Annotated in this window: 25 protein-coding genes; 17 read left to right on the top strand and 8 right to left on the bottom strand. The window is 62.0% G+C overall.

The genetic code is table 11. The features are described 5' to 3' along the window. The first annotated feature begins 75 nt into the window (after window positions 1-75). The gene (locus tag FJQ89_RS10765; protein ID WP_423245202.1) at window positions 76-1,263 is read left to right on the top strand and encodes a PA0069 family radical SAM protein; all 1,188 of its coding nucleotides are present in this window, start codon (window positions 76-78) and stop codon (window positions 1,261-1,263) included. Here FJQ89_RS10765 and FJQ89_RS10760 read toward each other — a convergent pair. Both FJQ89_RS10760 and FJQ89_RS10755 read right to left on the bottom strand, forming a co-directional pair. Then, on the bottom strand, window positions 1,260-1,919 hold the full coding sequence (locus FJQ89_RS10760) for a gamma-glutamylcyclotransferase (RefSeq protein ID WP_423245201.1): 660 nt from the start codon (window positions 1,917-1,919) through the stop codon (window positions 1,260-1,262). The genes FJQ89_RS10765 and FJQ89_RS10760 overlap by 4 nt on opposite strands. 28 nt (window positions 1,920-1,947) lie before the next feature. After that, on the bottom strand, window positions 1,948-2,913 hold the full coding sequence (locus tag FJQ89_RS10755) for a LysR family transcriptional regulator (protein WP_141170169.1): 966 nt from the start codon (window positions 2,911-2,913) through the stop codon (window positions 1,948-1,950). Window positions 2,914-3,039: 126 nt separating this feature from the next. Here FJQ89_RS10755 and FJQ89_RS10750 point away from each other — a divergent pair, with 126 nt between their 5' ends. The 3 genes from FJQ89_RS10750 to maiA are packed head-to-tail and all read left to right on the top strand — an operon-like array spanning window position 3,040 to window position 5,317. Then, window positions 3,040-3,573 carry a VOC family protein gene (locus FJQ89_RS10750; protein ID WP_141170168.1) on the top strand — a complete coding sequence of 178 codons (534 nt, stop codon included), beginning with the start codon at window positions 3,040-3,042 and terminating at the stop codon, window positions 3,571-3,573. Between the two features lie 50 nt (window positions 3,574-3,623). Then, window positions 3,624-4,646 carry a fumarylacetoacetate hydrolase family protein gene (locus FJQ89_RS10745; RefSeq protein WP_141170167.1) on the top strand — a complete coding sequence of 341 codons (1,023 nt, stop codon included), beginning with the start codon at window positions 3,624-3,626 and terminating at the stop codon, window positions 4,644-4,646. A gap of 20 nt (window positions 4,647-4,666) precedes the next feature. Further along, window positions 4,667-5,317, top strand: coding sequence for a maleylacetoacetate isomerase (maiA, locus tag FJQ89_RS10740; protein ID WP_141172743.1), 651 nt, complete (start codon window positions 4,667-4,669; stop codon window positions 5,315-5,317). A gap of 27 nt (window positions 5,318-5,344) precedes the next feature. Here maiA and FJQ89_RS10735 read toward each other — a convergent pair whose 3' ends face one another. After that, window positions 5,345-7,084 carry a GGDEF domain-containing protein gene (locus FJQ89_RS10735; protein ID WP_243136508.1) on the bottom strand — a complete coding sequence of 580 codons (1,740 nt, stop codon included), beginning with the start codon at window positions 7,082-7,084 and terminating at the stop codon, window positions 5,345-5,347. Between the two features lie 265 nt (window positions 7,085-7,349). Here FJQ89_RS10735 and FJQ89_RS10730 point away from each other — a divergent pair, with 265 nt between their 5' ends. From FJQ89_RS10730 to FJQ89_RS10675, 12 genes are all read left to right on the top strand, one after another. Then, window positions 7,350-8,129 (top strand): uracil-DNA glycosylase family protein, encoded by a 780-nt coding sequence (locus tag FJQ89_RS10730; RefSeq protein WP_141170166.1) that lies wholly within the window; start codon window positions 7,350-7,352, stop codon window positions 8,127-8,129. Window positions 8,130-8,167: 38 nt separating this feature from the next. Continuing rightward, on the top strand, window positions 8,168-8,719 hold the full coding sequence (locus FJQ89_RS10725) for an NADAR family protein (RefSeq protein ID WP_141170165.1): 552 nt from the start codon (window positions 8,168-8,170) through the stop codon (window positions 8,717-8,719). A 336-nt stretch (window positions 8,720-9,055) separates the two neighbouring features. Next, window positions 9,056-9,532, top strand: coding sequence for a Fe-S cluster assembly transcriptional regulator IscR (gene iscR, locus FJQ89_RS10720; protein WP_034779566.1), 477 nt, complete (start codon window positions 9,056-9,058; stop codon window positions 9,530-9,532). 42 nt (window positions 9,533-9,574) lie between these two features. Further along, window positions 9,575-10,831 carry an IscS subfamily cysteine desulfurase gene (locus tag FJQ89_RS10715; RefSeq protein WP_099763005.1) on the top strand — a complete coding sequence of 419 codons (1,257 nt, stop codon included), beginning with the start codon at window positions 9,575-9,577 and terminating at the stop codon, window positions 10,829-10,831. Between the two features lie 55 nt (window positions 10,832-10,886). Beyond that, window positions 10,887-11,276 carry a Fe-S cluster assembly scaffold IscU gene (iscU, locus tag FJQ89_RS10710; protein WP_010399775.1) on the top strand — a complete coding sequence of 130 codons (390 nt, stop codon included), beginning with the start codon at window positions 10,887-10,889 and terminating at the stop codon, window positions 11,274-11,276. 51 nt (window positions 11,277-11,327) lie between these two features. Beyond that, window positions 11,328-11,648 carry an iron-sulfur cluster assembly protein IscA gene (gene iscA / locus FJQ89_RS10705; RefSeq protein WP_010399774.1) on the top strand — a complete coding sequence of 107 codons (321 nt, stop codon included), beginning with the start codon at window positions 11,328-11,330 and terminating at the stop codon, window positions 11,646-11,648. 66 nt (window positions 11,649-11,714) lie between these two features. Then, window positions 11,715-12,230 carry a Fe-S protein assembly co-chaperone HscB gene (gene hscB / locus FJQ89_RS10700; RefSeq protein ID WP_096236713.1) on the top strand — a complete coding sequence of 172 codons (516 nt, stop codon included), beginning with the start codon at window positions 11,715-11,717 and terminating at the stop codon, window positions 12,228-12,230. An 88-nt stretch (window positions 12,231-12,318) separates the two neighbouring features. Next, window positions 12,319-14,199, top strand: a complete 1,881-nt coding sequence (gene hscA, locus FJQ89_RS10695; protein WP_099763007.1) for a Fe-S protein assembly chaperone HscA — start codon at window positions 12,319-12,321, stop codon at window positions 14,197-14,199. A 71-nt stretch (window positions 14,200-14,270) separates the two neighbouring features. Continuing rightward, window positions 14,271-14,612 carry an ISC system 2Fe-2S type ferredoxin gene (fdx, locus tag FJQ89_RS10690; RefSeq protein ID WP_035820570.1) on the top strand — a complete coding sequence of 114 codons (342 nt, stop codon included), beginning with the start codon at window positions 14,271-14,273 and terminating at the stop codon, window positions 14,610-14,612. A 1-nt stretch (window position 14,613) separates the two neighbouring features. Further along, window positions 14,614-14,808: a Fe-S cluster assembly protein IscX gene (gene iscX / locus FJQ89_RS10685; protein ID WP_071322763.1), complete on the top strand. Its 195-nt coding sequence runs from the start codon at window positions 14,614-14,616 to the stop codon at window positions 14,806-14,808. Further along, entirely contained in the window at window positions 14,795-15,712 is a 918-nt protein-coding gene (locus FJQ89_RS10680; protein WP_116745101.1) for a class I SAM-dependent methyltransferase, read from the top strand. The genes iscX and FJQ89_RS10680 overlap by 14 nt, the downstream gene beginning before the upstream one ends. A gap of 227 nt (window positions 15,713-15,939) precedes the next feature. Then, window positions 15,940-16,698 carry an rRNA pseudouridine synthase gene (locus FJQ89_RS10675; RefSeq protein ID WP_141170164.1) on the top strand — a complete coding sequence of 253 codons (759 nt, stop codon included), beginning with the start codon at window positions 15,940-15,942 and terminating at the stop codon, window positions 16,696-16,698. A gap of 87 nt (window positions 16,699-16,785) precedes the next feature. Here FJQ89_RS10675 and FJQ89_RS10670 read toward each other — a convergent pair whose 3' ends face one another. The 5 genes from FJQ89_RS10670 to FJQ89_RS10650 all read right to left on the bottom strand — a co-directional run bounded on the left by FJQ89_RS10670 (window position 16,786) and on the right by FJQ89_RS10650 (window position 19,595). Further along, a complete protein-coding gene (locus FJQ89_RS10670; protein WP_243136507.1) occupies window positions 16,786-17,262 on the bottom strand; it encodes a group III truncated hemoglobin in 477 nt (158 codons plus the stop codon). Window positions 17,263-17,325: 63 nt separating this feature from the next. Next, entirely contained in the window at window positions 17,326-17,871 is a 546-nt protein-coding gene (locus FJQ89_RS10665) for an RDD family protein (protein WP_141170163.1), read from the bottom strand. After that, window positions 17,861-18,622, bottom strand: a complete 762-nt coding sequence (locus FJQ89_RS10660) for a DUF3106 domain-containing protein (protein WP_141170162.1) — start codon at window positions 18,620-18,622, stop codon at window positions 17,861-17,863. The genes FJQ89_RS10665 and FJQ89_RS10660 overlap by 11 nt, the downstream gene beginning before the upstream one ends. Before the next feature lie 2 nt (window positions 18,623-18,624). Next, the gene (locus tag FJQ89_RS10655) at window positions 18,625-19,029 is read right to left on the bottom strand and encodes a DUF3619 family protein (protein ID WP_141170161.1); all 405 of its coding nucleotides are present in this window, start codon (window positions 19,027-19,029) and stop codon (window positions 18,625-18,627) included. After that, entirely contained in the window at window positions 19,026-19,595 is a 570-nt protein-coding gene (locus FJQ89_RS10650) for an RNA polymerase sigma factor (RefSeq protein WP_034750048.1), read from the bottom strand. Before FJQ89_RS10650 ends, FJQ89_RS10655 begins: the two co-directional genes overlap by 4 nt. Window positions 19,596-20,091: 496 nt before the next feature. On the opposite strand from FJQ89_RS10650, the gene FJQ89_RS10645 reads away from it, so the two are divergent. Then, on the top strand, window positions 20,092-21,822 hold the full coding sequence (locus FJQ89_RS10645) for an acetolactate synthase 3 catalytic subunit (RefSeq protein ID WP_099763013.1): 1,731 nt from the start codon (window positions 20,092-20,094) through the stop codon (window positions 21,820-21,822).

Below are 21,822 nucleotides of genomic sequence, written 5' to 3'. Positions count from 1 at the left end.
CAGCACGCCAGCCCTTGATCTTGCCCGCATAGCGGCATAGTATACTGTACGTATATACAGTTGATGGGGCCGTTCATGAAAGCAATCATTCCAGAGCACGATGACAGCTTCGCCGGGCAAGCCATGTTGCCGCCGCAATCACTGAAAGCCCACAAGGGGCGCGGTGCGGTGTCGAACCTGCAAGGGCGCTACGAGGCGCATGCGCGCGCCGGTTTCGATGACGGCTGGAGCGTGGGCGGCCTGGATGCGGCGGAGGGGGAGGCGGCGCCGGGCTGGAAAACGCAGGTCAGCGACGAGCAGGCGCGCACCATCCTCACGCGCAATGCTTCGCCCGATTTGCCCTTCAATGTGTCGCTGAATCCGTACCGGGGGTGCGAACACGGCTGCATTTACTGCTTTGCCCGTCCCACGCACAGCTATCTGGGCCTGTCGCCGGGCCTGGACTTCGAAAGCCGCATCTACGCCAAGGTGAACGCCCCTGAGCTGCTGCGGCGCGAACTGGCCAAGCCGTCGTACGTGGCCGAGCCGATCGCCGTGGGCGTCAATACCGATGCGTATCAGCCGTGCGAACGCGAACGGCAGCTGACGCGGCGCGTGCTGGAAGTGTTGCACGAGTGCGAGCATCCCGTGGCGCTGATCACGAAATCGTCGCTGATCGAACGCGACATCGACATTCTGGCACCCATGGCGGCCAGGCGCCTGGCGGCCGTGGCCGTCACTGTCACCACGCTCGACCCCGTCATCGCGCGCACGCTGGAGCCGCGCGCGGCGGCCCCTGCGCGGCGGCTGCGCACCATCCGCACCTTGACCGAGGCGGGCATTCCTGTGGGCGTGAGCATCGCGCCCATCATTCCTTTCGTGACGGAGCCGGAAATCGAGCAGCTGCTCGAAGCCGTGCGCGACGCGGGCGCCATCCACGCCCATTACGTGGTGTTGCGCTTGCCGTGGGAAGTGAGTCCCTTGTTCCAGCAATGGCTGGAAGCGCACTTCCCGGAGCGGGCCCAGCGCGTGATGAACCGCGTGCGTGAAATGCGCGGCGGCAAGGATTACGATAGCGCGTTCGGCACGCGCATGCGGGGCGAGGGCGTGTGGGCCGACCTGATCCGCCAGCGCTTTGAAAAAGCCGTGCACCGGCTGGGGCTGCATGGCAAGGGCGGCCGATTCAAACAGCTCGATTGCACGCAGTTCCGCCGCCCGCTGGTGGTGCCGCCGTTGGGGAACTCGGCAAAAGGGGGCAATGCGGGGCAGCTGGATTTGTTTTAAGTTAAACCAGCGTCAGCGCTGATGCCGCCGGGGTACGCTGCGGTGCTGTCCTGGGCAGGTGCCTGGAGCTGTGCCAGATATTGCTCGATGGCAAAGACATGCGGGTCGCTCTTGCCCAGTTCGCGCAGGGCGCTGGCCAGGTGCAGCAGGTATTCGCTGTTCGGGCCGCTGGGGCCGTTTGATCGGGCGATCTGGCGCGCGATATCGAGTTCGGGCGCGGCACCGAGGAAGGCGGCGTTTTCCTCGTTGGCGATGTACACCAGGCCTTCGACCTTGCCGCCATCGTCGAAGGTGATGTCGGTGGCCAGGCGCAAATAGCCGTTCTTTTCGCGGTGGTCGAGGTGGGCGAAGACTTCGGGCGTGATCAGATAAGCCATGCCGTCGCACACGGCGCCGGCCTGCGGCACGATGGTGGCGACCCGCCCCGGCGCCATCGGCGTGCCCCGGTGGTCATGCGAGCCTTGCCAGAAGCGTCGCGTCCAGCCGGCGATACTGGCGGGGCGGCGTTCGATATAGGGAAAATCGGCCTTGTAGATCAGCGAGCCGTAGCCGAACAGCCAGACCTGGTCGTGGCCGTCGAATTTGTTCATGCGCTGGTTGATGGCGATGGTGGCGGCGTCGATGGCGGACAGGGCGTGCTGGTCAGGCTGGGTCATGGCGTGTTTGCAGAGGGGCGATGCGCCATTATAAAGCGGTGCCCGCCGCGCTGCCGGCCGGCAGGGCGGCGCGTGCGCCGTTGTTTCCGCCGACGTTCCACTCGTGCGTCTCGACGAACTGGAACAGGAAGGCCATGAAGCTTTCGGCCGCCGGCGACAGCGAACGCCCCGTCTTGGTGTAGACGAAAAAGCGCCGCGTCAGTTCCGGCTGGTGCAGGGCGCGCATGTGCAATTTGTATAGTTTGACCATCGGTTCCGCGTACGGCAGGCAGACCGTGATGCCCAGGTTGGCGCTGACCATGGCCAGCGCCGTCGTCATGAAGGTCACTTCATTGTAGGGATTGAGCGACAGCTCGCGAAACGCGCCGTGCATGTCGCGCAGCAGGCGTTCGGTGAACTGGCCCTGCAGCGAGATGAACGGGTAGTCGCCCACGTCGGCCCAGGTGACGCGCTCTTTCTGCTGCAACGGGTGCTGCTCGGGGAAGACCAGCACGAAGGGCATTTCGAACAGCACTTGCGCGGCGATTTCCGCCGTCGGGTCGCGCTCGGGACCGATGCCGAAATCGACTTCGCCGCTGAACACGCGCGCCGACACGTTTTCCACCGGGCAATCGACCAGGCGCAGCTGCACCTCCGGGTGCGCCTGGCGGTAGGCGGCGATCACTTCCGGCAGCAGGGTGCACGCCATCATTTGCGGCGCGGCGATGCGCACCAGGCCCGTCTTCAGGGCCTTGCGCTGGGCGATGCCGGCCATGGCGCCGTCGAGGTCCTCGATCATCTTTTCAAACAGCGGATACAGTTCGCGGCCGATTTCCGACAGCTGCGTCTTGCGCGTGCTGCGCTCGACCACGCGCACGCCCAGCACGCTTTCCAGTTCCTTGATCAAGCCGCTCAAGGCCGATTGCGTCACGTGCAGGTATTCGGCGGCCAGGGTAAAACTGCCGGTCTTGGCCAGCGCCACGAAGGCGCGCATTTGCCGCAGGCTGGGACTCATAAGATAATCCGATAAATCAATGGTTAAAAATTGTTTGTATGATAGCTGTAACTCGATTCTAATGGTGAAAAGCTGAAAAACACGCCAGCCATCGCGCCCCGGGCGCACCCATTGGAGACAAACACCATGAAGATCAAGCAAATCCACCACGTCGCCTACCGCTGCATCGACGCGAAGAAAACCGTCGAGTGGTATGTCAAGCATTTGAACATGAATTTCGTCCTCGCCATCGCCGAAGACCTGGTGCCGTCGACCAAGGCGCCGGACCCGTACATGCACGTCTTCCTCGACGCAGGCCAGGGCAATGTGCTGGCTTTCTTCGAGCTGCCGACGCAGCCGCCGATGGACCGCGACCGCAATACCCCGGCCTGGGTGCAGCACCTGGCGCTGGAAGTGGGCAGCATGGAAGAACTGCTGGGGGCCAAGGAGCGCCTGGTGGCCGCCGGCATCGAGGTGCTGGGCCCCGTCAACCACGCCATCTTCCAGTCGATTTACTTCTTCGACCCGAACGGTCACCGCCTGGAACTGGCGGCCAACGTGGGCACGCCCGAGATGATGGCCAAACTGGACGCCGTCAAATGGGAAATGCTGGAAGAATGGTCGCAGACGCGCCGCGCGCCGAAGCACGCCGCCTGGATGCACGCGCCGGCCGACGCCTGAGCGTCCCGGATCGGCAACCTCTCTGAAACAACCACCGAACAAGGAACACCATGAAACTCGCAACCCTGAAAAACGGCAGCCGCGACGGCGCCCTGATCCTCGTCAGCCGCGACCTGCGCCAGTACCAGCGCGTGGCCGCCATCGCTCCCACCTTGCAGGCGGCGCTCGACAACTGGGACGCCGTCGCGCCGAAACTGGAACAGGCCTACGCTGACTTGAACGCGGGCCAGGCGCCGGACGCGCAGCCGTTTGACGCCAGTCTGTGCCACTCGCCGCTGCCGCGCGCCTACCAGTGGGCCGACGGTTCCGCCTACATCAACCATGTGGAACTGGTGCGCAAGGCGCGCAACGCGGAAGTGCCAGCCTCGTTCTACACGGACCCGCTGATGTACCAGGGCGGCTCGGACAGTTTTATCGGGCCGCGCGACCCTATCTTCGCCCTGTCGGAAGAGTGGGGCATCGACCTGGAAGCCGAAGTGGCCGTCGTCACGGGGGACGTGGCCATGGGCGCCAGCGTGGACGATGCGGCGAAAGCCATCCGCCTGGTGATGCTGGTCAACGATGTCTCGCTGCGCAACCTGATTCCGGGCGAACTGGCCAAGGGTTTCGGTTTCTTCCAGTCGAAGGCGGCCAGCGCGTTTTCGCCCGTCGCCGTTACGCCCGATGAACTGGGTGCCGACTGGGCCGACAGCAAGCTGCACCTGCCGCTGCTGGTGGACCTGAACGACAAACCGTTCGGCAAGCCGAATGCCGGCGAAGACATGACCTTCAATTTTGCGCAGCTCGTCGCCCATGCGGCGAAGACGCGCGAACTGGGCGCCGGCAGCATCGTCGGCTCGGGTACCGTGTCGAACAAGCAGGGCAACCTGTTCGGCTCCAGCATCGAGAACGGCGGTGTGGGCTATTGCTGCCTGGCCGAAGTGCGCATGTATGAAACCATCGAACACGGTGCGCCGAAGACGGCGTACCTGAAGTTCGGCGACACGGTGCGCATCGAGATGCGCGACGCGGCCGGCGCCAGCATCTTCGGCAGCATCGAGCAGACGGTCGCGCTGTACGCCGGCCGCGCCTGAAAGGACGCCCCGCCATGAGCATGAAGCTGTACACCTACTTCCGCAGTTCGGCCGCCTATCGCGTGCGCATTGCCTTGAATGTAAAGGGCATCGCCTACGACAGCATCCCCGTGCATCTGCTGCAGGATGGCGGCCAGCAGTTGCTGCCGGCCTACCGCGCCGTCAACCCGTCGGCGCTGGTGCCGGCGCTTGATGACGACGGCGCCATCCTCACGCAGTCGCTGGCGATGCTTGAATACCTGGACGAGACGCGGCCAGCCATGCCGCTGCTGCCGCCGGACGCGCTGGGCCGCGCCCGCGTGCGCGCGCTGGCGCTGGCGATCGCCTGCGATGCGCATCCGCTGACGAATCTGCGCGTCCTGAAATACCTGAAAAACACCCTGTGCCTGTCGGACGAGGCCAAACAGGAGTGGTACCGCCACTGGATGGCCGAGGGACTGGCGGCCGTCGAAGCGCTGCTGGCGCAGGGCGACCCGGCCGGTACGGGCCTGTTCTGCCATGGCGACAGCCCGACGATGGCCGATTGCTGCCTGGTGCCGCAAGTGTTCAATGCGCAGCGTTTCGCCATCGACCTGGCGCCGTACCCGCGCGTGGCGCGCATCCACGCGCATTGTGCCGGCTTGCCGGCGTTTGCCGCCGCCCATCCGTCGCAGCAGCCTGACGCCGAATAGGGTATCAGGTCAACAAGGGGAGCAGGTTCAGCTCCACTCAACCCTGTCCCGTCCGCCATGTTTGGCGCGGTACAGGGCCTGGTCGGCCCGGATCAGCAGATCGGTCATGTTGTCCGCTTCCCGCCTGGTTGCTGCGGTCGATTGCGGCGTGTTGCATGTCACGCCGATGCTGATGGTCAGGCTGACCAGTTGGCCGTCATCGCATTCCACGCGCAAGCTGGCTGCCGCCAGGCGCAGGCGCTCGGCCGCTTCCAGCGCCACTGGCAGCGGCGTCTCCGGCATCAGCAGCACGAACTCCTCGCCCCCGAAGCGCGCCGCCGTATCCATGCCCCGTGTGACGCTGCGCAGCACTTGCGCGACGGCAGCGATGGCGCGGTCGCCCGCGTCGTGGCCATGGTCGTCATTGATGCGCTTGAAGTGGTCGATATCGATCATCAGCAGCGACAGCGTATGGCCGAAGCGTTGCGCGCGTTCAAGTTCCTCTGTCAGCCGCAGGGTCATCATGCGGCGGTTCCCCAGGCCCGTCAGCGGGTCGGTCGTGGCTTGCTGCTCCAGCCGGGAGTTGGCTACCAGCAGTTCCAGGGTGCGCTGCAAGACCCGTTCCTCGAGCATGTCGCGCTCCGCATGCAGCGCCGCCACGCTGGCGCGGCGGCTGCGCTGGGCCAGTAGCAGGGCCGTAATCAGCGCCGCTTGCAGCGTGATCAGCGACAGTCCGGCGATGATCTGCCAGTGATATTGCGCCCATACACCCTGTGGCCGGTTCAGGATGCGCGACTCGCCGGGCAGATTGCGCAAGCCGAAACGCTGTATTGCGGCATCGTCGAAGATATATACCTGCATGCCATCCGGATCGGGCGTTCTGCCCAGCAGAATGCGCGCAATGGTGCGCCCCACTTTCTCTCCGCTGATGACATAGCCGCCCACCACGCCGGGCAGTATCAGCGATTCCACGCTGGTGAAAATGGGCACGGCGCTGCGCGAGGCCAGGTCGCGCGCCATGGCGGGCGGCGTGGTGCGCTGCCCCAGCACGTCGCGGTAGACGGGCAGCAGGTAGATGGCGCTGCCCTGTCCCAGCGTGCCGGTGCGGCGCCACAACTCTTCCTGGCTCAGGTGATCCCAGAAATCGGCCTTGAGACGGTCCTGGTAGGGCGCGATGGCGGCGCGGATGGCGGCGATCCACGCCTGGCCGCGTGCGCTGCCGTCGCCGACGACGGCGATATGGCGCAGTCCTGGCGTCACTTGCAGCATGACGGCGATGGCCTTGCCGAAATCGTGGCGCACATCGAGATTGATGCCGTCGGCAGGCGCCCAGTCCTGCCGTCCCTGATTCACATAGTAGCGGGGCACGCCGGGAAACAGCTGCGGATGCTGGCTCAGGAACTGGGCCGCCAGATAGTTTTCCGTGATGATGGCGTCGAATTGCACCATCCTGTACTTGGTTTGCAGATACGTTTCCAGCCCGGCGACGGCAGGCTGTTCGCCCACGCGCACGGAATCGAGCCGCTCCTCATAGATGCCGGGCGCGAGGTGCCAGTTCTCGTTGGCCAGTTCAACGCTCATGCCCTTGTGGATCAGCGTTTGCCACTGCGAGGAGGCATCGCTGCCCAGCGAATACAGTACCAGCACTTGCCTTGGCGCAAAACGAGGTGCGCTGATCTCCGCCAGGTCTTGCGCATGGACGGGGGCGTTGCAGCATAGCCATAGCAGAAAGCTCAGGCAGGGCTGGCGTATCGCGGCGCTCAATCGGATGAGGTAGGGACGTGGCATGGGCAGGGCAGTGTGTTGAGAACTTGCCCAGGCGCAATGAGCGTTAGTGGATCGAAGAAGCCGGTAGGCACTATATCTTGATGTGGCTCAAGTCCCAAGGAAACCAGTCTAGCATTGCCGGCATCGATTGGCGCAGGTGGCGTGCAATTTTTGATACGGTTGTGGCGATATTGGTATTGCTGTGGAGTGTGGGAATGGTGCCCATTCAACAACGCGGGCGTATCGGTGCGCTACAATTTGCGTTTGCCCAAATACTTCACGCCTCATGACCGCAACCACCGTTCCTGCCAGCATCACCGATGCCCTGTCCCTGGCGCATGTTTCCTGGCATCCCATCCTGCTGCGCGGCTTGCACGCCGTGATGGCGGCCGATCCCGCCTATCTGCCGACGCTGGCCGTCGACGATTATCTGCCCACGCAGGGCCGGCTGTTCGCCGCTTTTGCCCTGCCGCTGGCGCAGGTGCGCTACGTGCTGGTGGGTGAGGGGCCGTATCCGCGCGCCGACAGCGCCACGGGCGTGTGCTTCATGGATGGTGCCGTCGGCAGTTTATGGTCGGCGACGGGGCTGTCGAAACCCGTCAACCGCGCCACATCCCTGCGCAACTTCATGAAGATGCTGCTGGTGGCCGATGGCCAGTTGCAAGGCGGTGACACGTCCGGCGCGGCCATGGCGCCCGTGGCGGCCGCCGCGCAGCTGCCCGGCAGCGGCGTGATCCAGACCCTGCCCGACTTGCAGCGCAAGATGACGGAGCAGGGTTTCTTGCTGCTCAACGCGGCGCTGGTGTTCCGTTCTCACGTACCGCCCGTGCAGGATGCGCGCGGCTGGCTGCCCTTCCTGCAAGTGGTGCTGGAAGCGCTGGCGCAGCAGGGCGGGGCGGCCTTGCCGCAACTGGTGTTGTGGGGCAAGATTGCCGAGCTCATCAAACGCCTGCCGGTGGCGGCAATGCTGCCGCAGGTGACGGCGGAACATCCGTATAATCTGTCCTTTATCGGCAACAGCGACATGCAGGCCTTGTTTGGCCCGATGCAACTGTTGCGTGCTTGAGATTGAATTGGCGCCTGTCTGGCGGAAGTGCGGGGAATATGCAAATCAGTAATGTGGAAGAATTGAAGGCGTGGATAGCGGCTGGTGGCGTGCCCGACTATCTGTATTTCTGGGGGCACACGCCGGCGCAGCCGCAGGTGCCCGACAAAAGTTGCTTCAGCCAGTGGTTTCCGTCGCCGTTCAGTCTCGCTGGCGTGACGTATGCGACGGCCGAGCACTACATGATGGCGCAAAAGGCGGCCCTGTTTGGCGATACCTCGGTGCAGGCGCGCATCGTGGCGGCCGGGCGGCCGTCGGAAGTGAAGAAGCTGGGGCGAGAAGTGGCCAATTTTGACGCCAAGGTGTGGGAAGCGGCGCGCGCCGGTATCGTCTTCGATGGCAACTTTGCCAAGTTCTCGCAAAAGGCCGCGCTGCGCAAGTTTCTTCTGGGAACGGGTGAACGCGTCATCGTCGAAGCCAGTCCCGTTGACCGCATCTGGGGCGTGGGCCTGGCCTCGGACAATCCGCGCATCGGCGATCCGGCCCGCTGGGACGGCTTGAACCTGCTGGGTTTTGAATTAATGAAAGTACGCACCGCCCTGCGCGGATGATAGCGCCTGACCAAACCTGCTGCGCGTCGGCATAGGTGGCCTGCGATGCTCACCGTACTAGAGTACGGTTGCGCTTCTCGGCCACCTCTCCCTTCCGCTCGCGACGGTTTTGTCAGGTGCCGTGAAGCCGGCGATTTTCCGATTGTTGTTTGATTGTTGTTTTCTTGAGGCTGCCATCTCACGCGTGGCCCGTTAAGCCCCTGCCAGCCCTGTGGTCATCGAGGGGCGCTCTGACAAACCCCGCCGAATTTGTTATACTTGACTAAATCATTCAACTACTCAGTGTTTGAGAAGTTGAAAAGCCGCAATATTTTAAACTAGTTGAACCGAGGATGTATGCGTCTGACTACAAAAGGCCGTTTTGCCGTGACTGCAATGATCGATCTTGCCCTGCGCCAGGGCAAAGGTCCGGTCACCTTGTCCGGCATCAGCCAGCGCCAGTCGATTTCCCTGTCCTACCTGGAACAGCTGTTCGGCAAGCTGCGCCGGCATGAGATCGTCGAATCGATCCGTGGTCCGGGCGGCGGCTACAGCCTGGCGCGCCGTGCCGACAAAGTAACGGTGGCCGACATCATCATCGCCGTCGATGAGCCGCTGGACGCCACGCAGTGCGGCGGCAAGGAGCATTGCCACGGCGCCGACGCGGCCACGGGTGCGCGTTGCATGACGCATGAGCTGTGGTCCACACTCAACGAAAAAATGGTCGATTATCTGGATTCTGTGTCCTTGCAGGATCTGGTCGACCAGCAGAGACAAAAGATTGCCGAGCAAAGCGTGATGGTGATGCACCGTAACCACGCCGCCCTCGGTTGATAAATACAAAATACTAAGTTGCTGATTGCATTGGAGTTATTGATGAACGCCCCTGAAAAAAACGTAGGCCAAGTGCACTTTGAAACCGCACCGCATTTCCCGATCTATATGGATTACTCGGCCACGACGCCGATCGATCCACGCGTCGCCGACAAGATGATTCCTTACCTGCGCGAGCAGTTCGGCAATCCGGCATCGCGCAGCCACATGTATGGCTGGACGGCGGAAAAAGCCGTGGAAGAGGCACGCGGCTACGTGGCGGCCCTGGTGAACGCCGATCCGCGCGAAATCATCTGGACTTCCGGCGCGACGGAAAGCAACAACCTGGCCATCAAGGGCGCGGCGCAATTCTACAAGACCAAGGGCAAACACATCATCACCGTCAAGACCGAGCATAAATCGGTGCTCGACACGGTGCGCGAACTGGAACGCATCGGCTTCGAAGCGACGTATCTGGAACCGCAGGACAACGGCCTGATCACCGTCGAGCAGCTGGCCGCGGCCGTGCGCCCGGACACCATCCTCGTGTCGGTGATGCTGGTGAACAACGAAATCGGCGTGATCCAGCCGATCGACGAAATCGGCGTGTTCTGCCGCTCGAAAGGCATCATCTTCCATTGCGACGCCGCGCAAGCGACAGGCAAGGTCGTCATCGACCTGCAAAAGACCAAGGTCGACCTGATGACCTTCACGGCGCACAAAACCTACGGCCCGAAAGGCGTGGGCGCGCTGTACGTCTGCCGCAAGCCGCGCGTGCGCCTGGAAGCGCAGATGCACGGTGGCGGCCATGAGCGCGGCCTGCGCTCGGGCACCCTGCCGACGCACCAGATCGTAGGCATGGGCGAAAGCTTCCGCATCGCCAAGGAAGAAATGGACAGCGAAATCGGCCGCATCAAGGCCTTGCGCGACCGCCTGGCCAAGGGCTTGCAAGAGATCGAAGAAGTCTACATCAACGGCGACATGGAGCACCGCGTGCCGCACAACCTGAACGTCAGCTTCAACTACGTTGAAGGCGAGTCGCTGATCATGGCGATCAAGGATATCGCCGTGTCGTCCGGTTCGGCCTGCACCTCGGCCAGCCTGGAACCATCGTACGTGCTGCGCGCTCTGGGCCGCAGCGACGAACTGGCGCACAGCTCGATCCGCTTCACCATCGGCCGCTTCTCGACCGAGGAAGATATCGACTTCGCCGTGAATCTGCTGAAATCGAAAGTACACAAGCTGCGCGAACTGTCGCCGCTGTGGGATATGTTTAAAGACGGCATCGACATTAATTCGATCCAATGGGCAGCCCACTAACCAACACCGTGGCCTCTGCTAATGGGGCCGGCAAGAATATTAAAGGAGCATCAAAATGGCTTACTCGGACAAAGTACTCGATCACTACGAAAACCCGCGCAACGTGGGCGCTTTCGACAAGGGTGATGACACCATCGGCACCGGCATGGTAGGCGCGCCCGCCTGCGGCGACGTGATGAAACTGCAGATCAAGGTCGGCGCCGATGGCCTGATCGAAGATGCGAAATTCAAGACCTATGGCTGCGGTTCGGCCATCGCGTCGAGCTCGCTGGTGACAGAATGGGTCAAGGGCAAGACCCTGGACCAGGCGCTGGCCATCAAGAACACGCAGATCGCCGAAGAACTGGCCCTGCCGCCAGTGAAAATCCACTGCTCCATCCTGGCGGAAGACGCCATCAAGGCGGCAGTGCTGGATTACCAGACCCGCCATCCAGTAGCAGCTTAAACGTTGGCAGCCCGCCCCAGCCGCAAGGCCGGGGCAGTTGCGGAGAAATACATGATCACACTGACCGAAAAAGCGGCGAAACACATCAACCGTTATATCGAACGGCGCGGCAAGGGCATGGGTTTGCGCTTTGGCGTGCGCACCACGGGCTGCTCGGGCCTCGCTTACAAGCTCGAATATGTCGATGAAGTGGCGGCCGAAGACAGCGTCTTCGAATCGCACGGCGTGAAGGTCTTCGTCGACCCGAAAAGCCTGCCTTACATCGACGGCACGGAACTCGATTTCGCGCGCGAAGGCTTGAACGAAGGCTTCAAGTTCCACAATCCGAACGAAAAAGACGCCTGCGGCTGCGGCGAGTCCTTCAGGATTTAAACAGCTGGCAAGACCCCGGTCGGTGCGCTGTACCCATCGATTGCGGTACAGCGACCACCGACCATTATGCAAAATCACTTCGAATTATTCCAGTTGCCGGCGCAGTTCGGGCTCGACATGAGCGCGCTCGACTCTGCCTACCGCGACGTGCAGGGCAAGGTCCACCCGGACCGCTTCATCAACGCCAGCAGCGCTGAAAAGCGCGTGGCGATGCAATGGGCCACGCGCGCCAATGAAGCCTATCAAACCCTGAAAAGCCCGCAAAAGCGCGCGCAATACCTGTGCGAGCTCAATGGCGTCGATTTGCAGACGGAATCGAACACGGCCATGCCCGTCAGCTTCCTGATGCAGCAGATGGAATGGCGCGAGGAACTGGGCGATGCACGCGCCGGCAAGGATGCCGACGCGCTCGACGCCCTGGACCGCCAGCTGCGCGGCGAACGCAAGGCCTTGCTGGCCCAGGTGGCGGCCCAGCTCGACGCCGCCGACTATGTGAATGCCGCGCAAAGCGTGCGCGCCCTGATGTTCCTCGACAAATTCGGCGAGGAAGTCCGTTTTGCATACGAAGCCATGGAAGCCTGACTGACCAAGCGCCAGTCCGGCGCGCGTCTTATAATGCGCGACAGGCATCAGCAGCACCACGCACAAAATTAATCGAGGCACGAATACAATGGCACTTCTGCAAATTTCCGAACCAGGCATGTCGACCGCGCCGCACCAGCACCGCCTGGCCGTCGGCATCGATCTGGGTACCACCAATTCCCTGGTCGCCACCGTGCGCAACAGCATTCCCGAGGTGCTCAACGACGAAGACGGGCGCTCCCTGCTGCCCTCCGTCGTGCGCTACCTGCCGAACGGCCACGCGAACATCGGCTACAAGGCCCTGTCCGCGCAAACCACCGACCCGAAGAACACCATCGTGTCCGTGAAACGCTTCATGGGCCGTGGCCTGGCAGACATCGCCTACGCGGAAAACCTGCCCTACGACTTCCAGGATACGCCTGGCATGGTGCAGCTGAAAACCGTGGCCGGCGTGAAAAGCCCCGTCGAAGTGTCGGCGCAAATTCTCGCCACCCTGCGCCAGCGCGCGGAAGATTCCCTGGGCGACGACCTGGTGGGCGCCGTGATCACCGTACCCGCCTACTTTGACGACGCGCAGCGCCAGGCGACCAAAGATGCGGCGCAACTGGCCGGCATCAATGTCTTGCGCCTCTTGAGCGAGCCGACGGCCGCCGCCATCGCGTATGGCCTCGACAATGCCTCCGAAGGCGTGTACGCCGTGTATGACCTCGGTGGCGGCACCTTCGACATCTCGATCCTGAAACTGAGCAAGGGTGTCTTTGAAGTCTTGTCCACGGGCGGTGACTCGGCCCTGGGCGGCGACGATTTCGACCGCCGCCTGTTCTGCTGGATCAGCGAGCACGCCAAGCTGGCGCCGCTGTCGGACGAAGACACGGCCATCCTGATGGTGAAAGCGCGCGAGATCAAGGAAACGCTGTCGACCAAGTCGGAAACGATGATCGACGCGGCCCTGAACTCGGGCGAAGAAATCCACCTGCGCATCACGGCGACGGAATTTGCCGCCATGACGCAGCATCTGGTGGGCAAGACCATGAACGCCATCAAGAAGGCCTTGCGCGACGCGAACGTGGATGCGGACGACGTCGACGGCGTGGTGATGGTCGGTGGCGCCACGCGCATGCCGCACGTGCAGCGCGCCGTCAGCGAATTCTTCCACACGACGCCGCACGCGAATATCGACCCGGACAAGGTGGTGGCGCTGGGCGCCGCCATCCAGGCGAACTTGCTGGCCGGTAATCGCGCCGCCGGCGACGACTGGCTGCTGCTGGACGTGATCCCGCTCTCCCTGGGCATCGAAACCATGGGCGGCCTGGTGGAAAAGATCATCCCGCGCAATTCGACCATACCGTGCGCCCGTGCGCAGGAATTCACGACATTTAAAGATGGCCAGACGGCCCTGGCCGTGCACGTGCTGCAGGGCGAGCGCGAACTGGTGAGCGATTGCCGCTCCCTGGCGCGCTTTGAACTGCGCGGCATTCCACCGATGGTGGCGGGCGCCGCGCGCATCCGCATCACGTATCAGGTCGATGCGGACGGCTTGCTGTCGGTGTCGGCACGTGAATTGCGCTCTGGCGTGGAAGCGTCGATCAGCGTCAAGCCGGCCTATGGCCTGGGCGACGATGACATCGCGCGCATGCTGCAGGATTCGTACACCTCGGCCGACGTCGACATGGTGGCGCGCGCGCTGCGCGAAGAGCAGGTGGAAGCGGAACGCATCCTGCTGGCCACGCAGTCGGCGCTCGATGAAGACGGCGGCTTGCTCGATGACGCCGAGCGCGCCACCGTGGATGGCTTGATGAACAAGGTGCGCGACGCCATTGCGCAATCGCAAAGCGGCGCCATCGACCACCAGGCCTTGAAGCTGGCGATCGAAGCGCTGGCCGACGGCACCGAGGATTTCGCCTCGCGCCGCATGGACCGCAGCGTGCGCACGGCCTTGAAGGGCAAGTCCCTGGACCAGGTCGTTTAAGAATAATTGAAATGCGCGCCGTGTGCACTTGCCGCGGCAGCGCTCCGAATCATTGAAATTGTAGAGGTAATATGCCCCAAATCGTCATTCTGCCGCACGCCAAGCTTTGCCCGGACGGCGCCGTCATCGAAGCCCCGGCCGGCAAGTCCATCTGCGACATCCTGCTGGAAAACGACATCGACATCGAGCACGCCTGCGAAAAATCGTGCGCCTGCACCACCTGCCACGTGCTGGTGCGTGAAGGCATCGAATCCCTGAACGAAGCGACGGAACTGGAAGAAGACATGCTGGACAAGGCCTGGGGCCTGGAAGCCGTGTCGCGCCTGTCGTGCCAGTCCATCGTGGCCGATGCCGACCTCGTCGTCGAAATCCCGAAATACACGATCAACCAGGTCAGCGAAGGCAGTCACTAACATGAAATGGTCTGACATTCACGTGATCGCCGAGGCGCTGTACGACGCGCATCCGGACATCGATCCCCTGACCGTGCGTTTTACCGACCTGCATAACTGGGTGGTGGAACTGGACGGCTTCGACGATGACCACACGCGCGGCGGCGAAAAAGTGCTCGAAGCGATACAGATGGCGTGGATCGATGAAGCGCGCTAAGGGCGCGGCAGCCGCCGCCACCGCAGTCGCTGCACCGAAAGACGTCATCACGGCCGCCAGCAACATGCCTGAGATCAAGGATGGCCAGTCGGTCGCCTTGCTGCAGGAATTGCACATCCTGACGCGCGACGGCAAGATGAACCAGGACAGCCGCCGCAAGCTCAAGCAGGTGTACCACCTGACGCAGTTCATCGAGCCGCTGCTGCGCGAAGTGCAGCTCGATCACCCCGGCGTGTCGCTGGTTGACCATGGCGCCGGCAAGTCCTACCTGGGTTTCATCTTGTACGACCTGTTCTTCAAGAACGGCAACGACGGTTCGCACATCTACGGCATCGAGACGCGCGAAGAGCTGGTGCAGCGCTCGCAAGAGCTGGCGAAGAAATTCAAGTTCCCCGGCATGTCCTTCCTGCCCCTGTCCGTGGCCGAATCGACGGAATCAAACTTGCTGCCCCAGCAGATCGACATCGTCACGGCCTTGCATGCGTGCAACACGGCTACCGATGACGCGATCCACTTCGCCCTGAAGAAAAAGGCGAAGTTCATGGTGCTGGTGCCGTGTTGCCAGGCCGAAGTGGCTTCCGTCTTGAAGAAAAACAAGGGCAAGAGCCTGGGCAAGAGTGCCTTGACGGAATTGTGGCGCCACCCGCTGCACACGCGCGAGTTCGGCAGCCAGATCACCAACGTGCTGCGCTGTCTGCAGCTGGAAGCGCACGGCTACCAGGTCAGCGTGACGGAGCTGGTGGGCTGGGAGCATTCGATGAAGAATGAACTGATCATCGCCAGCTACAAGAACTTGCCGCGCCAGCGTCCGACGGAGCGCCTGCAGGAAGTACTGCAGACGCTGGGCCTGGAAGAGATGGGCCACCGCTTCTTTGCCGAGGAATTGGCCAAGGCGCAGGCCTGATTGTTGGATTACGCGGCAAGCCACTAATCCAACCTACCAAAGCCGCCACCGCCGCGCAGGTCGGGTGGGTCGGGTAGGTCGGGTAGGTCGGATTAGCGTAGCGTAATCCGACAATCAGCAGCGTAATCCGACAACCACCTGGCAATCAGCAACAACGTCAACAAGAGGGGAGGAGCGGGTCGGTTACAATACCGGCTTTCTCCTCCTCTTGCTTTTTGCGCCTCCCCATGACCACACCACACGAAATGCCCACCGTCCGCCTGGCCAAGCGCCTGTCTGAAGACGTGCCCTGTTCACGCCGCGAGGCCGAGCTGTATATCGAGGGCGGCTGGGTCACGGTCGATGGCGTGCTGGTGGAAGAGTCGGGCGCGCGCGTGGCCGACAATCAGGCGGTGGTGCTGCTGCCGAACGCCACCCTGGAAGAAATGCCGCCCGTGACGATCCTGCTGCACAAGCCGGCCGGCATCAACGGCGGCGTGGGCAGCGAAGGCAAGCCGGCCCTGGCCTGTTTGCGTCCCGAGGAGCTGTTCACCGCGGAAAACGTGCTGCCCAGCGCCGTCACGCGCTTCCTCAAGCGCCACCTGATCGGCCTGACCATCACCAATCCGCTCGACACCATGGCGTCCGGCCTGCTGGTGTTCACGCAGGATTTCCGCGTCGCCCGCAAGCTGGTCGACGAAGCGAAAACGGTGGAGCAGGAATTCATCGTGGAAGTGTCGGGCGATATCGCGGAAAACGGTCTGGCGCTGCTGAATCACGGCTTGCCCTTCAATGGCAAGCCTTTGCCGCCGATCAAGGTCAGCTGGCAGAACGAGACGCGCTTGCGCTTTGCCCTGAAAAATGTGCAGCCAGGCCAGATTGCCCATATGTGCAAGATGGTGGGGCTGGATGTGGTCGCCATTAAGCGCTTGCGCATCGGGCGCATCCCGATGGGCGCCATGCCGTCAGGTCAGTGGCGCTATCTGCAGGGTTACGAGCGGTTCTAGGAACGCCTGAGCAAACCTACTGCGCGTCGCTATTTGCGGCCTGCGATGCTCACTGTACTAGAGTACAGTTGCGCTTCTTAGCCACAACTAGCTTCCGCTCGCTACGGTTTTCTCAGGCGTCGTGAGGCTGGCTGTTTGCTGCGGACTGCATTTGCTCGCGTGGCTTTCCGCAAAGCTTTTCCATAGCCGTTCGGCAATATTCAAGGCGATGGTGTCGGCCTTCTCTTGCAGGGCCGGGTTGCCCATGCTTTCGGTCGTGGCGAAGAACAGGGTCAGCCAGCGGCGGAACATGCACGGCGTCAGGTGTTCCATTTTCGCGTGCTGGGCCAGCGGCTTGCCGTGGTATCGCATGGTGCCGCGCAGCAAACCTGACCAGAAATCGACCAATGTTGCCAGGTGGGCATCCCAATCCTTGACCTCGGCGGCAAAGATGGGGCCCAGCATGGCGTCATCGCGCGCGGCCGCATAAAAGGTGTGGACGAGGTGCTTGACGTCGTCTTCGCTGCAGACTTCCTCGCGGTAGGGAGCGAAGCGTGTGTGGGGGAGGGGGGCGGTATTATTCATGGCATGCCATGATCGCAGAGCGCCCGCGGCGCTTCAATGACCCAGGTCAAGCCGCGTAAAAACTCAGGCGGTGACTTTCTTCGACTTCTTCGCGGGGGCGGGCAATTGCACGATCTGCGTGCCCGCCAGCTTGTCGTGCAGGAATTGTCCATTGCCCGTCAACAGGGCCGTGGCCGACCAGGCCAGAATGCCCACGCCGATGGCGCCCAGTGCTGTCCAGTGCTGCAAATCGAATGCATACGACACCAGCAGGGCCGGCAGCAGCCACATCCATGAAAGGATGTAGCGGAAGGCGGCCACGCGCAACGGCACGTGCGCGTGGCCCGCCAGCACCAGTTGCAAACGCCAGGTCTTCATGGCCAGGGTTTGCCCTTCGCGGCTCCATTGATGGATGAAGTAAGCGCCCATGACGAGGAAGGCCAGGCACTGGCGCATGTGTTCAGTCAGTGGCGTATGCGCGCCTTGCACGGCCAGTTCAAACAGCAGGAAGGGCAAGAACAGCACGGCCAGGGCCAGCAGCGACTCGTACACCATGGAAATCAGGCGGCGCTTGATCGTGGGATGGGAAGTGATGCTGGCGGCAGGCGTGCTATTGGTGCTATTTGGCATTGGTAGTCAGTGGGGCAGGCGTGGCAGGTGGCGTGACGGGCACGGTGGCGGGGGCCGCGGCAGGATCGGCTGGCGGCACGCTTGCCGCTGCGGGAGCGGGCGGCAGGACAGGCGTGGCGACGGCAGGCGCTGCCGGCATGGCCGGTGGCACGATCACGGGCGGTTTGCTGGTATTCGAATTGATTGCAGGCACCTTGCCCAGCGGTTTTTTCGGCACCAGTTCCGTCGCCAGCTTTTTCTTTTGATCTTCCGGTAATTGCTGGTATTGCTCCCACTGCGCGGTTTTTTGACCAGGATCGATCTTCTTCGTGCGCGTATAGTTTTCGCGCACCAGGCGGCGCTGTTCCGGCGTCAGCTTGACCCATACACGCATGCGTTCATGCACGCGGTTTTGTTCGTCGGGCGACATGGAGGCAAAGCGGCTGGCGATATCGAGCCATTTCTGCTTGCGCAGCGCTTCGAGCTTGTTCCATTCGCCCGCCAGCGGCTGCAGGGCTTGCTGCTGCGCGTGCGACAGCTTGTTCCAGGAAGGGTTGTCGCTGGCCTTGGGCGGCGTGCCGCCTTTGCCGGCCGTGCGCGGCGAACCGGGCTTGACGGCCGGGGCCGGCGCCACCACGGACGCTGCCGCCACGGCAGTGGTCGCGGGTGCAGGATGTTGTTGCGCGCCTACCCAGGCGGCGCCAGCCAGGGCGCAGGCGCCCAGGCCGATGCCGCCAGCCAGCCAGGCTTTGCGTACGCTCAAGCGTGCCATGCTTATTGCTCGCGTTTCGTCAGGTAGGCGTTGAAGCCATGGTCCATATAGGCCGAGAGCGGCAATTCGTCCGACAGCACGGCGGCGTCGATTTCTGCCAGTTCGGCAATATGTTGTTCTTGCTCAAACTGATAGATACCCACCAGGCCGCCGACCAGCAGCAGCAGGGGGATGATCACGCTCATGCGGCCCAGCCACGACAGCGGTTCGACAAACAGGCCGCTGGCGACGCCGGCGAACACGTTCTGGCGCACGGCAACGGCGGCGGGCGCGTCCGCCTTCTTGCGCGACAGGGCCAGCTTGCGTGCCGCTGCCAGGCGATCGGTGGCCGATGCGGGCAGGTCGTCGAGTTTTTCGTTCAGTGCATGGCGCACTTTGTAAGCGAAATTGAGATCGTCGGTGTTCATAATTTTATTCCCTTGGCTTTCAGCGATTCGGCGAGCGTGTGGGTAGCTCTAGAGCAATGTGTTTTCACGCTACCTTCGGAGCAACCCATCGCTTCCGCTGTTTCAGCCACATCCATGTCCTGCCAGTAACGCATGAGGAAGGCTTCGCGTTGACGTGACGGCAGTTTTTGTACCTCTGCATCAATCAAATCAAGCATTTGCGCGCGTTCGACCTGGTCGGCCGACGATTCGGCGGCGCTCGAACCCTGTTCCGATTCATACGTGTCGAGTATATCAAAATCTTCATGCTCGTCGCCCGAGGGCTTCATGCCAGAAAACAGGCTGACCCAGGTGTTGCGAACTTTTTCTCGGCGGAAATAATCAAGGATGGTGTTCTGCAAGATGCGCTGGAACAGCATCGGCAGTTCGGCGGCCGGCTTGTCGCCGTACTTCTCGGCCAGCTTGATCATGGCATCCTGCACGATGTCGAGTGCCGATTCTTCCTTGCGGACCGCGTAGGCGGCCTGTTTGAAAGCGCGCCGCTCGACATTTTCTAGAAAGTCGGATAATTCTTTGTCTGTTGCCATGCGGTATGGGGATCTTAGCGGGCTGCGGGTGCGGTGGGCGAAATGGGGGCGGGTATGCTTTTTGCAACCCCGTGCATGCTAGCAAAAAATGTGCATTTCCGCAGGGTTTTTGCACGTCGTGCGAGCAAAAATGCAGCGAGGCTGACATTTTCCTTGACCATAATGGTGCAACGCGATAACGTATGGGACGCTTTGAACACCCCAAAGCCCTATGGTCAGGTCGCGACCGGCACACAAGGCCATCCGCGGCAAGACGCGCTTTCATTTGTAGGCAGTTTGTTCTAACCCGTGCCACAAGCGCGAGCGGTTCGTACAGGCGCCACAGAAACTCCGGCCAAACGAGTTGCGTTAAGCGTTGTTTTGTAAGGTATCTATGGGTGCCCAAAGAAATTGCGTGACCGCATGAAAAGGGAAGCAGGAGCACTGTCGCGCACAGCGAACTTCGTCAGGAAAGAACATCCGATCAATCTCCAATGGACCTTGAAAGGAATGTTTCATGAATACCGAAGCAGCAGCAGGACCAATTACCGGCGCAGAAATTGTCGTGCGCTGTCTGGCTGAAGAGGGCGTCGAGCACGTCTTTGGATACCCGGGCGGAGCCGTACTCTACATCTACGACGCCATCTTCCAGCAAAACAAATTCCAGCATATCCTGGTACGCCACGAGCAGGCCGCGATCCACGCCGCCGATGCCTATTCGCGCAGCTCGAACAAAGTCGGTGTCGCCATCGTCACGTCCGGTCCGGGCGTCACGAATGCCGTCACGGGCCTGTCGACCGCGTACATGGACTCGATTCCCATGGTGGTGATCTCCGGCCAGGTGCCGAGCCACGCCATCGGACAGGATGCGTTCCAGGAATGCGACACGGTCGGCATCACCCGCCCCGTGGTCAAGCACAACTTCCTCGTCAAGGACGTCAAGGACCTGGCAGCGACGATCAAGAAAGCCTTCTTCATCGCCCGTACCGGCCGTCCGGGACCCGTGCTGGTCGATATCCCCAAAGATATCAGCATGCACAAATGCCATTTCGACTATCCGAAGGAAGTCGAGATGCGTTCCTACCGTCCCGTCGACAAGGGCCACTCGGGCCAGATCCGCAAGGCCGTGCAGCTGCTGCTGCAAGCCGAACGCCCGATGATCTACACGGGCGGCGGCGTGATCCTGGCGAATGCGGCTCCCGAGCTGAACAAGCTGGTCGACCGCCTGGGTTTCCCGTGCACCAATACCTTGATGGGCCTGGGCGGCTACCGCGCATCGAGCGAGCAGTATGTCGGCATGCCCGGCATGCACGGCACCTACGAAGCGAACATGGCGATGCAGAACTGCGACGTGCTGATCGCCATCGGCGCCCGTTTCGATGACCGCGTGATCGGCAACCCGAAACATTTTGCCTCGCATCCGCGCAAGATCATCCACGTGGACATCGATCCATCGTCGATTTCCAAGCGCGTCAAGGTCGATATCCCCATCGTTGGCAACGTCAAGGACGTGCTGATCGAGTTCCTCGCGCAACTCGACGCGGCCGAAGCCAAGCCGAACGTCAATGCGCTGAGCAACTGGTGGAAGCAGATCGCCGAATGGCGTGGCCGCGAATGCCTGAAATACCCGACTTCCGACCTGGTCATCAAGCCGCAATCGGTGGTGGAAAAAGTCTTCCAGATCACCAAGGGCGACGCCTTCATCACCTCCGACGTGGGCCAGCACCAGATGTGGGCCGCGCAATATTATGGTTTTGATAAGCCTCGCCGCTGGATCAATTCCGGCGGCCTGGGCACCATGGGGGTCGGCTTGCCGTACGCCATGGGCGTGCAGATGGCCAATCCGGACGCCACCGTTGCCTGCATCACCGGCGAAGGCTCGATCCAGATGTGCATCCAGGAACTCGCCACGTGCAAGCAGTACCACCTGACGCCGAAGATCATCATGCTCAACAACCGTTTCCTCGGCATGGTGCGCCAGTGGCAGGAAATCGATTACGGTTCGCGTTATTCCGAGTCGTACATGGATTCGCTGCCCGACTTCGAAAGGCTGGCTGAAGCCTATGGCCACGTGGGCATGAAAATTGAAAAACCGGGCGACGTCGACGGCGCCCTGAAAGAGGCGTTTGCGATGAAAGACAGGCTGGTATTCATGAATTTCATTACCGACCAGTCCGAAAACGTATGGCCCATGGTGAAAGCCGGCAAAGGCCTGTCCGAAATGATGCTCGGTTCGGAGGATCTCTAA

Source organism: Janthinobacterium tructae (assembly GCF_006517255.1).
In the GTDB taxonomy this organism is placed as follows: Bacteria; Pseudomonadota; Gammaproteobacteria; order Burkholderiales; family Burkholderiaceae_D; genus Janthinobacterium; species Janthinobacterium tructae.
Note: the sequence above shows the minus strand (reverse complement) of the source record. Positions and strands in the feature narration are given on the sequence as shown.

What these genes read in the sequence shown, in the direction of transcription:
- FJQ89_RS10765 (WP_423245202.1), top strand. Translation starts at nt 76, where the DNA reads ATGAAAGCAATCATTCCAGAGCACGATGACAGCTTCGCCGGGCAAGCC.
- FJQ89_RS10760 (WP_423245201.1), bottom strand. Translation starts at nt 1,919, where the DNA reads ATGACCCAGCCTGACCAGCACGCCCTGTCCGCCATCGACGCCGCCACC.
- FJQ89_RS10755 (WP_141170169.1), bottom strand. Translation starts at nt 2,913, where the DNA reads ATGAGTCCCAGCCTGCGGCAAATGCGCGCCTTCGTGGCGCTGGCCAAG.
- FJQ89_RS10750 (WP_141170168.1), top strand. Translation starts at nt 3,040, where the DNA reads ATGAAGATCAAGCAAATCCACCACGTCGCCTACCGCTGCATCGACGCG.
- FJQ89_RS10745 (WP_141170167.1), top strand. Translation starts at nt 3,624, where the DNA reads ATGAAACTCGCAACCCTGAAAAACGGCAGCCGCGACGGCGCCCTGATC.
- maiA (WP_141172743.1), top strand. Translation starts at nt 4,667, where the DNA reads ATGAAGCTGTACACCTACTTCCGCAGTTCGGCCGCCTATCGCGTGCGC.
- FJQ89_RS10735 (WP_243136508.1), bottom strand. Translation starts at nt 7,084, where the DNA reads ATGCCACGTCCCTACCTCATCCGATTGAGCGCCGCGATACGCCAGCCC.
- FJQ89_RS10730 (WP_141170166.1), top strand. Translation starts at nt 7,350, where the DNA reads ATGACCGCAACCACCGTTCCTGCCAGCATCACCGATGCCCTGTCCCTG.
- FJQ89_RS10725 (WP_141170165.1), top strand. Translation starts at nt 8,168, where the DNA reads ATGCAAATCAGTAATGTGGAAGAATTGAAGGCGTGGATAGCGGCTGGT.
- iscR (WP_034779566.1), top strand. Translation starts at nt 9,056, where the DNA reads ATGCGTCTGACTACAAAAGGCCGTTTTGCCGTGACTGCAATGATCGAT.
- FJQ89_RS10715 (WP_099763005.1), top strand. Translation starts at nt 9,575, where the DNA reads ATGAACGCCCCTGAAAAAAACGTAGGCCAAGTGCACTTTGAAACCGCA.
- iscU (WP_010399775.1), top strand. Translation starts at nt 10,887, where the DNA reads ATGGCTTACTCGGACAAAGTACTCGATCACTACGAAAACCCGCGCAAC.
- iscA (WP_010399774.1), top strand. Translation starts at nt 11,328, where the DNA reads ATGATCACACTGACCGAAAAAGCGGCGAAACACATCAACCGTTATATC.
- hscB (WP_096236713.1), top strand. Translation starts at nt 11,715, where the DNA reads ATGCAAAATCACTTCGAATTATTCCAGTTGCCGGCGCAGTTCGGGCTC.
- hscA (WP_099763007.1), top strand. Translation starts at nt 12,319, where the DNA reads ATGGCACTTCTGCAAATTTCCGAACCAGGCATGTCGACCGCGCCGCAC.
- fdx (WP_035820570.1), top strand. Translation starts at nt 14,271, where the DNA reads ATGCCCCAAATCGTCATTCTGCCGCACGCCAAGCTTTGCCCGGACGGC.
- iscX (WP_071322763.1), top strand. Translation starts at nt 14,614, where the DNA reads ATGAAATGGTCTGACATTCACGTGATCGCCGAGGCGCTGTACGACGCG.
- FJQ89_RS10680 (WP_116745101.1), top strand. Translation starts at nt 14,795, where the DNA reads ATGAAGCGCGCTAAGGGCGCGGCAGCCGCCGCCACCGCAGTCGCTGCA.
- FJQ89_RS10675 (WP_141170164.1), top strand. Translation starts at nt 15,940, where the DNA reads ATGACCACACCACACGAAATGCCCACCGTCCGCCTGGCCAAGCGCCTG.
- FJQ89_RS10670 (WP_243136507.1), bottom strand. Translation starts at nt 17,262, where the DNA reads ATGAATAATACCGCCCCCCTCCCCCACACACGCTTCGCTCCCTACCGC.
- FJQ89_RS10665 (WP_141170163.1), bottom strand. Translation starts at nt 17,871, where the DNA reads ATGCCAAATAGCACCAATAGCACGCCTGCCGCCAGCATCACTTCCCAT.
- FJQ89_RS10660 (WP_141170162.1), bottom strand. Translation starts at nt 18,622, where the DNA reads ATGGCACGCTTGAGCGTACGCAAAGCCTGGCTGGCTGGCGGCATCGGC.
- FJQ89_RS10655 (WP_141170161.1), bottom strand. Translation starts at nt 19,029, where the DNA reads ATGAACACCGACGATCTCAATTTCGCTTACAAAGTGCGCCATGCACTG.
- FJQ89_RS10650 (WP_034750048.1), bottom strand. Translation starts at nt 19,595, where the DNA reads ATGGCAACAGACAAAGAATTATCCGACTTTCTAGAAAATGTCGAGCGG.
- FJQ89_RS10645 (WP_099763013.1), top strand. Translation starts at nt 20,092, where the DNA reads ATGAATACCGAAGCAGCAGCAGGACCAATTACCGGCGCAGAAATTGTC.